The 12,995-nt window shown below is 64.9% G+C and carries 10 protein-coding genes; 4 read left to right on the top strand and 6 right to left on the bottom strand.

All coding sequences use genetic code 11. The features are described 5' to 3' along the window. Positions 1-113 precede the first annotated feature (113 nt). Entirely contained in the window at positions 114-644 is a 531-nt protein-coding gene (petA, locus tag AFIC_RS11980; RefSeq protein ID WP_009340337.1) for a ubiquinol-cytochrome c reductase iron-sulfur subunit, read from the top strand. Positions 645-678: 34 nt separating this feature from the next. Next, on the top strand, positions 679-2,733 hold the full coding sequence (locus tag AFIC_RS11975; protein WP_275246462.1) for a cytochrome c1: 2,055 nt from the start codon (positions 679-681) through the stop codon (positions 2,731-2,733). A 66-nt stretch (positions 2,734-2,799) separates the two neighbouring features. Here AFIC_RS11975 and AFIC_RS11970 read toward each other — a convergent pair whose 3' ends face one another. Continuing rightward, positions 2,800-3,300, bottom strand: a complete 501-nt coding sequence (locus tag AFIC_RS11970; protein ID WP_275246461.1) for a YbhB/YbcL family Raf kinase inhibitor-like protein — start codon at positions 3,298-3,300, stop codon at positions 2,800-2,802. Positions 3,301-3,554: 254 nt separating this feature from the next. On the opposite strand from AFIC_RS11970, the gene AFIC_RS11965 reads away from it, so the two are divergent. Together AFIC_RS11965 and AFIC_RS11960 are read left to right on the top strand one after the other, a co-directional pair. After that, the gene (locus AFIC_RS11965; RefSeq protein ID WP_275246460.1) at positions 3,555-5,711 is read left to right on the top strand and encodes an anthranilate synthase component I; all 2,157 of its coding nucleotides are present in this window, start codon (positions 3,555-3,557) and stop codon (positions 5,709-5,711) included. A 16-nt stretch (positions 5,712-5,727) separates the two neighbouring features. After that, a complete protein-coding gene (locus tag AFIC_RS11960) occupies positions 5,728-6,267 on the top strand; it encodes an adenine phosphoribosyltransferase (protein ID WP_275246459.1) in 540 nt (179 codons plus the stop codon). A gap of 11 nt (positions 6,268-6,278) precedes the next feature. On the opposite strand, the gene AFIC_RS11955 is transcribed toward AFIC_RS11960, so the two are convergent. The 5 genes from AFIC_RS11955 to smc form a co-directional block, all read right to left on the bottom strand. Continuing rightward, positions 6,279-6,944 carry a hypothetical protein gene (locus tag AFIC_RS11955; RefSeq protein ID WP_275246458.1) on the bottom strand — a complete coding sequence of 222 codons (666 nt, stop codon included), beginning with the start codon at positions 6,942-6,944 and terminating at the stop codon, positions 6,279-6,281. A gap of 45 nt (positions 6,945-6,989) precedes the next feature. Next, a complete protein-coding gene (locus tag AFIC_RS11950; RefSeq protein ID WP_275246457.1) occupies positions 6,990-7,751 on the bottom strand; it encodes a P-loop NTPase family protein in 762 nt (253 codons plus the stop codon). 275 nt (positions 7,752-8,026) lie between these two features. Then, positions 8,027-8,428 carry a COG4315 family predicted lipoprotein gene (locus AFIC_RS11945; protein ID WP_275246456.1) on the bottom strand — a complete coding sequence of 134 codons (402 nt, stop codon included), beginning with the start codon at positions 8,426-8,428 and terminating at the stop codon, positions 8,027-8,029. 78 nt (positions 8,429-8,506) lie between these two features. Continuing rightward, complete coding sequence (locus tag AFIC_RS11940) at positions 8,507-9,487, bottom strand: small ribosomal subunit Rsm22 family protein (protein ID WP_275246455.1); 981 nt, start codon at positions 9,485-9,487, stop codon at positions 8,507-8,509. 27 nt (positions 9,488-9,514) lie between these two features. Then, the gene (gene smc / locus AFIC_RS11935) at positions 9,515-12,979 is read right to left on the bottom strand and encodes a chromosome segregation protein SMC (protein WP_275246454.1); all 3,465 of its coding nucleotides are present in this window, start codon (positions 12,977-12,979) and stop codon (positions 9,515-9,517) included. Positions 12,980-12,995 lie beyond the last annotated feature (16 nt).

The raw sequence follows: 12,995 nt of genomic DNA, 5'->3' as shown, positions 1-12,995 counted from the left end.
AAGTGGGTTCTGCCCCCGCGAGGGCCGCGGGCACCGACTGACGTTTCCGGCGCGTTCGTCCGCGCAATCCATGGGTTCGTCGGACGGTTGCAGTTCGGAAAGGGTTTGCAAACGTGACTGCTTCTTCTTCGGCACATCCGGCGACGCGCCGTGATTTCCTTTACGTCGCCACCGGTTCGGTCGCGGTCGTCGGCGCGGCCGCCGTGGCCTGGCCGCTGATCTCCCAGATGAATCCCGATGCCTCGACCATCGCGGCCGGCGCTCCGATCGAGGTCGATCTGTCGCCGATCGCCGAAGGGCAGGACATCAAGGTGTTCTGGCGCGGCAAGCCGATCTACATCATGAACCGCACCAAGAAGCAGATCGAGGAGGCGCGCTCGGTGAACGTGTCGAGCCTGCCCGATCCGCAGACCGACCAGTCCCGCGTCAAGGAAGGCCACGACAACTGGCTGGTCGTGATCGGCATCTGCACCCATCTCGGCTGCATCCCGATCGCGCATGAGGGCAATTACGACGGCTTCTTCTGCCCGTGCCACGGTTCGCAGTACGATTCCTCGGGCCGCATCCGTCAGGGGCCGGCGCCGCTCAATCTGTACGTCCCGCCGTACAATTTCGTTTCCGACACCAAGATCAAAATCGGCTGACGTCAGTCGCCTCCACCTTCCAGGATCGCAACTCATGAGCGGACCCTCTACCTATAACCCGCAAAATCCAGCCTTGAAGTGGATTGAGCAACGCCTGCCGATCGGCGGCCTCATTCATTCGTCGTTCATTGCCTATCCGACGCCGCGCAACCTGAACTACTGGTGGACGTTCGGCGCCATCCTTTCGATGATGCTCGCTGTGCAGATCATCACCGGCGTCATCCTCGCGATGCACTACACCCCGCATGTCGATTACGCCTTCAAGTCCGTCGAACTGATCGTCCGCGACGTCAATTACGGCTGGCTGTTGCGCTACATCCACTCCAACGGCGCGTCGATGTTCTTCATCGCCGTCTACATCCACATGTTCCGCGGCCTGTATTACGGGTCGTACAAGGCGCCGCGCGAAATCCTCTGGATTCTCGGCGTCATCATCTACCTGTTGATGATGGCCACGGGCTTCATGGGCTACGTGCTGCCGTGGGGCCAGATGAGCTTCTGGGGCGCCACCGTCATCACCAACCTGTTCTCGGCGATCCCTTACGTCGGCGACAGCATCGTGACGCTGCTGTGGGGCGGCTATTCGGTCGGCAATCCGACGCTGAACCGCTTCTTCTCGCTGCACTATTTGCTGCCGTTCGTGATCGCGGGCGTCGTCGTCCTGCACGTCTGGGCGCTGCATGTCGCTGGCCAGAACAATCCGGCCGGCGTCGAAGCCAAGACCGAAAAGGACACCGTGCCGTTCACGCCGTACGCGACCGTCAAGGACTCGTTCGGCATGGCGTGCTTCCTGCTGTTCTTCGCCTGGTTCATCTTCTACATCCCGAACTACCTCGGCGATCCCGACAACTACATTCAGGCCAACCCGGCCGTGACGCCCGCGCACATCGTGCCGGAATGGTACTACCTGCCGTTCTACGCGATCCTGCGTTCGATCCCGAGCAAGCTCGGCGGCGTCATCGCGATGTTCGGCGCGATCATCGTGCTGGCGTTCCTGCCGTGGCTCGATAGCTGCAAGGTGCGCTCGTCGAAGTATCGTCCGCTCGCCAAGCAGTTCTTCTGGATCTTCGTCGCGACCTGCATCGGCCTCGGCTATCTCGGCGCGCAGCCGCCGGAAGGCATCTATGTCATCGCCGGCCGCGTGCTGACGGTGATCTATTTCGCCTACTTCCTGATCGTGCTGCCGGTGCTGTCGCGGATCGAGACCACGCGGCCGTTGCCGAACTCGATCGCCGACGATGTGCTGGCCAAGTCCGGCAAGGTTGCCGCGGCGCTCGCGCTGGTGGTTGCCGGTTCGCTGACGATGGGCGGCCTCGACAGCGCCAGGGCCGCCGATCATGGCGCCACGCCGCATTCGGAGAGCTGGTCGTTCGCAGGTCCGTTCGGCAAGTTCGATCAGGCCCAGTTGCAGCGCGGCCTCAAGGTCTACAAGGAAGTCTGCTCGAACTGCCACTCGCTGAATCTCGTAGCGTTCCGCAACCTCGCCGATCCGGGTGGTCCGGGTTATTCGGCGGCGCAGGCGGCGGCTTTCGCCTCGGACTACAAGATCAAGGACGGCCCGAACGATGCGGGCGACATGTTCGAGCGTCCGGGCCGCCCGGCGGATTATTTCCCCGCGCCGTTCCCGAACGAGCAGGCGGCCCGCGCCTCCAACGGCGGCGCTGCTCCGCCGGACCTGTCGCTGATCGCGAAGGCCCGTGGCTACGAGCGCGGCTTTCCGCAGTTCGTGTTCGACGCCTTCACCCAGTTTCAGGAGAAGGGGCCGAACTACATCCACGCCATCCTGACCGGCTACAAGGAAAAGCCGGCGGACTTCGCGCTGCCCGAGGGCTCGTACTACAATACGTACTTCCCCGGTCACTCGATCAAGATGCCGCCGCCGCTGTCCGATGGCCAGATCACTTATGACGATGGCTCGCCGGCGACCGTCGAGCAGTACTCCAGGGACGTCGCGGCCTTCCTGATGTGGACGGCGGAGCCGCACCTCGAGGACCGCAAGCGCCTCGGCATGCAGGTGATGCTGTTCCTGATCGTGCTGTCGGGTCTCTTGTACTTCACCAAGCGCAAGATCTGGGCGGACGCGCACTGAGCGCGGGCCACCAGCGCCACAAATTAAAAAGGGCTCCCTCGGGAGCCCTTTTTCGTTGAGGCGTTGCTAGTGCTTGTACAGGCCCATGATGGTCGCCCTGGCGAGCGCCTTGAAGTGCAACTGGAAACCGATCACCGCCGCCGAGGTGTCGGCCGTGGCATCGAGCTTTTCGACGCCGACCGCGTGGACGGTGAAAATATAGCGATGCGGGTGATCGCCCTTGGGCGGGCAGGGGCCGCCATAGGCCGCCGTGCCATAGTCCGTGCGGGTCAGAAGCGCGCCGGAGGGCAGCTTGCCGCCTTTGGGATTTCCCGCATCGAGCGCAAGCTCGCCAACGGAAGGCGGAATGTTGACCATGACCCAGTGCCAGAAACCGCTGCCCGTGGGCGCGTCGGGATCGTAGCAGGTCACGGCGAAACTCTTGGTGCCCTCCGGCGCGCCGGACCAGCGCAAATGAGGGGAGCGGTTGCCGCCAGCGCATCCGAAATTGAAATCGGCTGACAGGACATGGTCCTGATGCAAATAATCGCCATCCTTGAAGCTGTCGCTGGTCACGGTAAACGTCATTTCGGCCTTCTCCTGGACTGGAAAGGGACTTTAGCCGGGAGGGCTGCCTTTCCGCGAGTCTTGACATTCGCCCGCCCGGGTGATGTTTTGCGGCTCATGATCGCAGCAACCCGCATGACCCGTATCTGGTGGCGCACCTTGTAAAAGGTGGCCGGTGCGATTTTGCTTGAAATCACGTTGAGGCCGCCACGCATGGGCGGTCTTTTTGTTTGTCCTGTGTGGCGTTCCTTATGGAAGTCTCTTAAGAGGAACCCATGAACAGGACGGTTTTTTCCCTTCCCGCCACGGCGGACTACACCACGGCGCGGGGCCTTGAAGTCTCGCGGCGGGTCACGTCGTTTTCCGGCGGACAGAAGCTCGATGCGCTGATCGACCTGCTGGATCGCCGCCGTGGCGTCGTGCTGTCGTCGGGCACAACGGTGCCGGGGCGCTATGAGAGCTTCGATCTCGGCTTCGCCAATCCGCCGCTGCGGCTGGAATCGGTGGGCGAAAAGTTCTTCATCGAAGCGCTGAACGCGCGCGGCAAGGTGCTGATCGCCTTTCTTGCGGCGACGCTGGGCAATCCCGCCGTCACCTTCACGTCGAAAAACGCCGATCGCATCGAGGGCCATATTTTGCGCGGCGATGCACCGGTCGAGGAGGAGCAGCGCACGCGGCGAGCCTCGATCATGTCGCTGGTGCGAGAGATCATCGCCGCGATGAGCTACGCGGGCGATCCGATGCTCGGCCTGTTCGGCGCGTTCGCCTACGATCTCGTGTTCCAGATCGAGGATTTGAAGCAGAAGCGCAAGCGCGACGCCGACCAGCGCGACATCGTTCTCTACATTCCGGACGAGTTACTCGCCTACGACCGCGCCACCGGGCGCGGCGTCGTGATCGATTACGAATTCAGCTATGGCGGCGCGAGCACGCGCGGGCAGGGTCGCGAGACGCCCGACAGCGTTTACGCGATGAGCAAGCGCGAGGGCTTCGCCGATCATGCACCCGGCGTCTATCAGGCGACGGTGGAGCGCGCCCGCGAGGCGTTCGCGCGCGGCGACCTGTTCGAGGCAGTGCCGGGGCAACTGTTCGCCGAGCCGTGCGTGCGCACGCCTGCGGACGTGTTCAAGCGGCTGTGCATCATCAACCCGTCGCCTTACGGCGCGCTGCTCAATCTCGGTGACGGCGAATTCCTCGTTTCGGCATCGCCCGAGATGTTCGTGCGCTCCGATGGCAAGCGCGTCGAGACCTGTCCGATCTCGGGCACCATCGCGCGCGGCGCGGACGCCATCGGCGACGCCAGGCAGATTCAGGAATTGCTGAACTCGCAGAAGGACGAGTTCGAACTCAACATGTGCACGGACGTTGATCGCAACGACAAGGCGCGCGTCTGCGTGCCGGGCTCGATCAAGGTTCTGGCGCGGCGGCAGATCGAGACCTACTCGAAGTTGTTTCATACCGTCGATCATGTCGAGGGCATGCTGCGCCCCGGTTTCGATGCCATCGACGGCTTTCTCACCCATTGCTGGGCGGTGACGGTGACCGGCGCGCCGAAGCTGTGGGCGATGCAATTCGTCGAGGACAACGAGCGATCCTCGCGCCGCTGGTATGCGGGCGCGCTGGGTTTCCTCGGCTTCGACGGCGGCATCAACACGGGCCTCACCATCCGCACCATCCGCATGAAGGATGGCCTCGCCGAAGTGCGCGTCGGCGCGACGCTGCTGTTCGATTCCGATCCCGTCGCGGAAGAGAAGGAATGCCAGACCAAGGCTGCGGCGCTGTTTCAGGCGCTGCGCGGCGACGCGCCGAAGGCGCTCTCGGCCTTCGCGCCGGATGCCACAGGCTCGGGCAAGCGCGTGCTGCTGGTCGATTGCGATGATTCCTTCGTCCACATGCTGGCGGATTACTTCCGTCAGGTCGGCGCCAATGTCAGCGTCACGCGGCACCTGCATGCGATGCAGCGGCTCAAGAACGAAAAGTTCGATCTGCTGGTGCTGTCGCCGGGACCGGGGCGGCCGGAGGATTTCGGCGTGTCGAAATTCATCGACGAGGCGCTGGCCAGGAAGATGCCGATCTTCGGCGTTTGTCTCGGCGTGCAGGCGATCGGTGAATATTTCGGCGGCACGCTCGGGCAACTCCAGCAGCCCGCGCACGGGCGGCCCTCGCGGATTCAAAACCGTGGCGGCACGTTGATGCGCAACCTGCCGAACGAGTTGACCATCGGTCGCTATCATTCGCTGTTCGTCGATCCCGACACCATGCCCGATGTGCTCGTCGTCACCGCGAGCACCGAGGACGGCATTCCGATGGCGATCGAACACAAGGATCTGCCGGTAGGCGGCGTGCAATTCCATCCTGAATCGCTGATGTCGCTGGAAGGCGATGTCGGGCTGAAGATCGTGGAAAACGCCTTCCGGCTGGGGCAGAAGTGAAATGGCGGAAGCATCCATGAGCATTGCTGACGATTTGAAAGCCTCGGTTCGCGCGATCCCGGATTACCCGAAGCCCGGCATCATCTTCCGCGACATCACCACGCTGCTCGGCAATGCGTGGGCGTTCCGCCGCGCGGTGGACGAACTGGTGCAGCCATGGGCGGGCTCGAAGATCGACAAGGTCGCGGGCATGGAGGCGCGCGGCTTCATTCTCGGCGGCGCGGTGGCGCATCAGGTCTCGGCGGGATTCGTGCCGATCCGCAAGAAGGGCAAGCTGCCGCACACTACCGTGCGCATCGCTTACTCGCTCGAATACGGCATCGACGAGATGGAGATGCATATTGACGCCGTGAAGCCCGGCGAGCGCGTCATCCTGATCGACGATCTGATCGCCACCGGCGGCACGGCGGAAGGCGCGGTGAAGCTGTTGCGCCAGATCGGCGCCGAGGTGGTGGCGGCCTGTTTCGTGGTCGATCTTCCGGAGTTGGGCGGTGCCGCGAAGCTGCGCGCGATGAACGTGCCGGTGCGCACGCTGATGGAGTTCGACGGGCATTGAGAATCGGGCGGTCAGGCGTGCAGTTTCAGCCGCTTTTCCAGATTCCTGAACTTGGTGTAGTTCGCGCGCGTCCATTGATGCAGTTCGGACGATGAATCCTGCGCCGTGCGTAAGTAGTGCGTGAACGAGAAGTTCGGCCGCTGCACGATGGAGCGCAGGAAAGGGGGCAGCGCCGCGATGTGAAGCGGCTTCACGCCCTCGAAATTCTTCGGCGTCTCGCCGTGCAGCACATGCTCGTTGTCGATCGCGATCAGGTTGATGCCGGGGAAGGTCTTGCGCAGCATCGCCCAGGCGTTCGCGGAGGCGCGGGTGGCGTCCGGAATGAACAGCACCACCGGTTCGACGCCGCGCCGGATCGCTTCCTTCATGAAACCGATCTCGTCGGCCAGCCTGAAGAAATCGTCGAACGCGTGCAGTCCGAGGTCGATCACCTTGGCGATGCCGTCATTGACGATGAGGCGGTCCATCAGCGCCATTTGCGCGTGGGTGTCGCTGATGGAGGCGGTCTCGGTGCTGCGCGGCAGGAAGTCCAGTAGCGAGGGCTCGCGCAAATTGATGTCGAAGGCGAGCACGCCGTCGTTTTGCAGGATCAGGAATTCGCTCAGCACGCGCGAGAGCAGCGTCTTGCCGACATCGGGACGCGGCGAGCAGACGATGTAGACGGGCGTGCGCGGCATTGTTGAAACCAGCCGAAAGCCGTGGGTCTGGCGCGGCTGTCGTTCTTACTCGTCGGCGGAGGGGCGGGTAAAGCCCTTGTCCTTGCTGCCGACGATATCGGTGAGCTTGATGCGGTCGAACTCGCCCCAGACGTTGCCGAGCCAGTGCCGCACATAGCCGCGCAGCACGAAGGAATAGTTCGCGGTTTCATCGCCGGGGCCCTTGTTGGCCACGAATTTCAGGAACGGCACCGAGGAGACTTCGACCTGCTCATAAGCCATTTCATTGAGCTTCGGAATCGTGATCTCGGTCGCGTTCTTGATGCGCTTGAAGTAGGAGTTGTAGGTAGCCTGATCCCACTCGAAGAAGCTCGTGTTGTTGATGAAGTTCTTCACGAGGAAGTACTTCGCGCCGTCCATGAAGCTCGCGGTTTCCGCGATCTCGTCCAGCGAGGCGATCGACGGGCCGAGGATGTGGAACACGGCGAAGGTGATCTGGCCGGAACGGGCGGCGTCGAGGAAGCCGATATCGCGCAAGGCGGCGAGGGTGGGCGACATCAGACCTGCGCGAACGTCGATCACGGTGACGTTCGCGGTCGCCGTGTTCAGCGTATCGAAGATCTTCATCTGGTCGGCGGTCGTCGTGACGTCGACGATCTCGGTGACCTCGGGGTGAAAACGCTTCAGCGTGCCGCGCGGCGATTCGGTGTCGAACGCCCGCGTCGGAATGTTGTTGGCGGTGAAATAGTCCAGAACGGTGCGCGATACCGTGGTCTTGCCGACCCCGCCCTTGTCCGCGCCCACCACGATAACTGCCGGCTTCGCCATCACGTCCCTTTACCGCGCAAGGTACACCGCCGATGTGACAGCTACCCAGCCATTTTTTGGACCATGGCAGAAAATGCGGAGAATTCAATTCTTTACAGGTGTTCTTAACCGTATTCACACGGTTTCCTTAATGGCCGGGCCGTTGCGGCGGCCCGTTGGCTGGCTGCCGCAACGCCTTCTGGCGCTTGATAAAAAAAGCTCCCACCCCCTGGGGAAGAGAGTGGGAGGCCGCGCTGTGCTCGCGGAGTAGAGGCTGAAATCGCTTTCGGCCTCGATCAGGGCTTGGCGACGTGCCAGGCGCCGTTGAGGAAGCCGTCGCCCTTCACGTCGCCGGCGGCCATGTCCTGCTTGAAGGTGTAGAGCGGGTTGCCTTTGTAGGCCCACATCTTGCTGCCGTCATCGCGGGTCACGACGGTCCAGTCGCCGGAGGACTTGGCGTCGGCGGAGGCGGCGAGGATCGGCCAGTTGGCGGCACAGGGGCCGTTGCAGGCGGATTTGCCGGGAGAATCCTTGGCGAAGGTATAGAGGGTCATGCCCTTGGCATCGACCAGGATCTTGCCCTTCGCGCTTTCGGCGGTCTTGGCCGGGGCGGGGGCCATGGCCTGCGCAAAGGCCAGCGAGCCGAAGGCGGTGGTCATGACAATGGCGGCGGCGAACTTGAGTGAGGTCTTCGACATACGTGTACTCCCTGTGAAATCTGAAACGCAGGCGCTTCACAGGGATGAACTCCGGCCCTTCAGGTTTATTCCGCCGGTTTATTCCGCCGCCTTGTCCGGCACCGCGTCGCCCCAGTCCCACCGCCGGGCGGCGGCATAGGCCGGTTTGTCGCGGCGCGGCACGGACATGAACGAAAGCCCCGTTTGAGTGCAGAGCTTGGCGTTGACCGCAACCTTGTTGAGGGTGGGCTGCGCCAGCACGCGCGCGGCGTTTACCCTGTGCGGTGAACGCGACAGCGCCACATAGATGAACCGCTCGTCCTCGAACGGCACCTCCGCACCCTTGAGCTGCTTGTGCGCGCGGGAGCGCGACAGCCGCTGCGAGAAGTGGCACCAGTCGGGTGAAGTGAGCGGACAGGCGCGGTCGTGCGGGCAGGGCGCGATGACATGCGCGCCTTGCGCGATGAGCCGCGCGCGCAGCGCGAGGATACGCTCATAGCCGGATGGCGTGCCGGGCTCGACCACCAGCAGCGTGTCGCGCGTCTTCTGCCACATCAGATCCGCGAGCGTGGCGCGGTCCGCCTCAGTGAGCTCATTGATGACGTAGCTCGCGATCACGAGGTCGGCGGGGTCCATCGCCGCGAGTCCGGTGAGGACATCGCTCTCGGCATAATGTAGCGAGGCAAGACGGCTGTTCTCCACGCTGTCGCAGGCCAGCGCGCGTAACGCGGCGTTGGCATCAATGGCGGCGAAGTTCGTGAGGGAATCGAAAGCCTGCGCCGCTGCCCAGCTTGCGGTCGCGGGACCCGCGCCGACATCGAGCAATGTCGCGGGTGTGAAGTCCGGATGCTGTTCGCGCAGCGCATGGATACTCGCGGAAATCGCGGCGTAGGTCGCGGGCATCCGCGCCAGCGCGTAGGCGAGTGCATCGCGCTCGGTGCGAATCGGCGCGGAAGTGCCGCCGCCGCGATAGGATTCCGAAATCGCGCTGGCGCGCTTGGCGGCATCATTGCGCGACAGGCCCTCGGATTTCGCGGCGAGAGCGGCTTTCAGGTCGGGAGGAAGATCGAAGGCGGGCATTGCATACTGGCTTCCCGCGCAGGCGCGCTACGCCACGTTCTGGTCGAGCACCTTCATCGCGCCGTCGAGATCGACGGAGACGAGCTGCGAGACGCCGCGCTCGGCCATGGTGACGCCGAACAGCCGGTTCATCCGCGCCATGGTGATCGGATTGTGCGTGATGATGATGAAGCGCGTTTCGGTCGAGCCGGTCATCTCGTGCAGCAGGTTGCAGAATCGCTCGACATTGTGGTCGTCGAGCGGCGCGTCGACTTCGTCCAGCACGCAGATCGGCGAGGGGTTCGTGAGGAACACCGCGAAGATCAGCGCCAGCGCCGTCAGCGCCTGCTCGCCGCCCGAGAGCAGCGACAGCGACTGCGGCTTCTTGCCGGGCGGCTTGGCGATGATCTCGAGGCCCGCTTCCAGCGGGTCGTCGCTCTCGATCAGTTGCAGTTGAGCCTCGCCACCGCCGAACAGTTCGGTGAACAGCCGCTTGAAGTGGTTGTTCACGGTCTCGAACGAGGTCAGCAGGCGCTCGCGCGCTTCCTTGTTGAGGCTCTGGATGCCGGTGCGCAGCTTCTTGATGGCTTCGACGAGATCGTCGCGCTCGGTGGTGAGGCCGGTGTGCTGCGTTTCGATCTCACGCAGTTCTTCCTCGGCGAGCAGGTTGACGTTGCCGAGCCGGTCGCGGTCGCGGCGCAGCTTTTCGACATCGGCCTCGGCGGACATAACGTCCGGCAGTTCGGTCTCGGGCGTCACTTCGGCCATCGCGGCGACGGCGTGCGGCTCGACCTCAAGAGTCTCGTGGATTTCGCGCTCGATGTCTTCAAGGCGGCGGCGGGTCGCCTCCATCCGCTCCTCGGCGCGGGCGGTGGCTTCGCGCGCGGCGGACAGGGCTTCGAGCGTTGCGCGCGCGGCCTTGTCGGTTTCCGCCATCAGGTTTTCGGCGGCGGCGAGCGCGTCGGCGGCCTCGCGGCGGGCAGCTTCCGCCGTCTCGATCTCGCTGATGATGCCGCGGCGCTTCTCGGCGAACTGCGCGGGCGCGTCCTCAAGCTGCGCGCGCTCGGTCTTTACCTCGGCCGTGCGTTCCTCGATGGTGGCGATCTGCGCGGTGGCGTTGGTCTTGCGGCTCTGCCACTCGTTGCGCTCGGAGGCGATGGCCTGCACGCGGCGGTCGGCCAGTTCGGCCTCGCGGGCGAGCGCCTGCGCCTCGGCGCGCACCTGCGCGGCGCTCTGGCGCTTCTCGTCCATCCCGGCGCGCGCGGTCGCCAACTGCGCCTCGGTCTCGTCGCTCGCTGGCAACTCGGCCACGGCCTGCGTCGCTGCGCCGTGGGCGCTGTCCGCCTCGGAGCGGTCGGCGGTCAAGCGTGTCTGTGCTTCCGCGAGCGCGGAGCGGCGCGCGGCATGGCGGTTGATCTCGCGCTCGGCGGCCGCGTGACGTTCGCGCGCGGCATCGGCGTCGCGTTGCGCGGCGCGGGCGGATTCGCGCGCGGCGGATTCGGCGGCGGCGGCGAATTTCAATTCGGACTCGGCGGCTTCCAGTGCCTGCCGCTTGGCGCTCGCGTCGGCGCGCGCCTGCTCCAGTTCGTGTTCGATGTCGGCGAGGCGTGCGCGTTCGGCGAGACGCCGCGCCGCGCCGGTCGGTGCATGCGCGCCCGCGACGAAACCGTCCCAGCGCCACAGGTCGCCTTCGGTGGACACAAGGCGCTGGCCGGTCTTGAGGCGGCTCACCAGTTCAGCGCCGCGCTCGCGGCTGACGACGCCGATCTGCGCAAGGCTGCGTGCCAGCTCCGGCGGCGCGTTGACGTGGCTGGCGAGCGCCTCGACGCCATCCGGCAATGCCGGATCGTCTGCCATCACGCCGAGGTTCGACCAGCGCAGCGGCGCGGAGGCATCGGTCGGCGCGTCGAGATCGTCACCGAGTGCGGCGCCCAGCGCTTTCTCGTAGCCCTTGGCGACACTGACGCCGTCGATGATCGGCGGCCACAGGTTCTTGGTCTCGCTGGTGACGAGCTTGGCGATGGTCTTGGCTTCGGTCTCAAGGCGCTGCACGCGCTTGTCGGCTTCCACCACCGGCGCGCGCGAGCCATCGAGCTTGGCGCGCGCCGCGACATGCGCGGCCTCGCTGGTCTGCACCGTGCCGGCGGATTGCGCGAGCGTCTCCTGCGCGGCGGTTGTCGCCTGCGCGAGCGTTTCGAGATCGGCAAGGCTGCCGGTCTCGGCGTCGAGCTTCTCGACGTCGCGGTTGACGCTGGCGATTTCCTGATCAATGCGCGCGAGGCGTTCCGCATGAGTGCGCACATTCGCCTCGAACTGGCGGCGGCGTGCGGTGAGATCGGCCAGCGCGGTGGTGAGTTCGGAGAAAGTGCGCTCGGCGGCGGCCAGCGCTTCATCGGCTTCCGACACCTTGGCGTCCGCGCCGCTGCGCTTCTCGACGCGCGACTTGATCTCGTCCTTGAGGATCGCTTCCTCGGAATCGAGCCGCTGCACGGCGACATCGGCATCGGAGAGCTGGCGCTGCTCGCGTTCGACGTCGGCGGCGAACTGCGTCAGACGGCGGTCGAGTTCGGCGGCGCGCTCCTTGGCGCGCTCCTCCTCGCGGTCGAGCATGTCGCGCGCGTTGGTGAGGCGTTGCAGGCCGGCGGCGGCGCGGGCTTCGTTCTCGCGCAGCGCGGGCAACTCAGAAGCGCGGATCGCCTGAATGCGCGCGGCTTCGGCCTGATGCTGGACGCGCTCGGCCTGCTCGCGCACGGCGAGATCGTGGGTGCGGCCGGATTCCGCGACATCCTCGTTGGCCTGCAACCAGCGCAGATGAAACAGCAGCGCCTCGGCCTTGCGGACCTTGGCCTGCACTTCGCGATAGCGGATCGCCTGCCGTGCCTGCCGCTTCAGGCCATCGATCTGGCTCGCAAGCTGGCCGATCACGTCCTCGACGCGGGTGAGGTTGGTTTCGGCGGCCTTCAGGCGCAACTCAGCTTCATGACGGCGGGCGTGAAGTCCGGCGACACCGGCGGCGTCTTCCAGCACGCGGCGGCGCTGGTCGGGGCGCGCCTGAATGATTTCACCGATCTTGCCCTGGTGGACGAGGGCGGGCGAACGCGCGCCCGTCGCGGCGTCAGCGAACAGGATTTGCACGTCGCGCGCGCGAACGTCCTTGCCGTTGATGCGATAGACCGAGCCTGCCTCGCGCTCGATGCGGCGCGACACTTCCAGCGTCTCGGAATCGTTCATCGAGGAAGGGGCGGAGCGATCGGTGTTGTCGATCGTCATCACCACTTCGGCGTGGTTGCGCGCGGGGCGATTGCCGGAGCCGGAGAAGATCACCGCGTCCATGTCGGCGGCGCGCAGCGACTTGTAGGACGTCTCGCCCATCGCCCAGCGTAGCGCTTCGACCAGATTGGATTTGCCGCAGCCGTTCGGGCCGACCACGCCGGTGAGGCCGGGTTCGATCAGGAAATCGGTCGCCTCGACGAACGATTTGAATCCATGCAGGCGAAGGCGCGTCAGTTTCATGCGAGACTTACTCTGT

The organism is [Pseudomonas] carboxydohydrogena, from assembly GCF_029030725.1.
Taxonomy (GTDB): domain Bacteria; phylum Pseudomonadota; class Alphaproteobacteria; order Rhizobiales; family Xanthobacteraceae; genus Afipia; species Afipia carboxydohydrogena.
The sequence above is the reverse complement of the archived record's forward strand: the minus strand, read 5'-3'. Positions and strand labels throughout refer to the sequence as shown.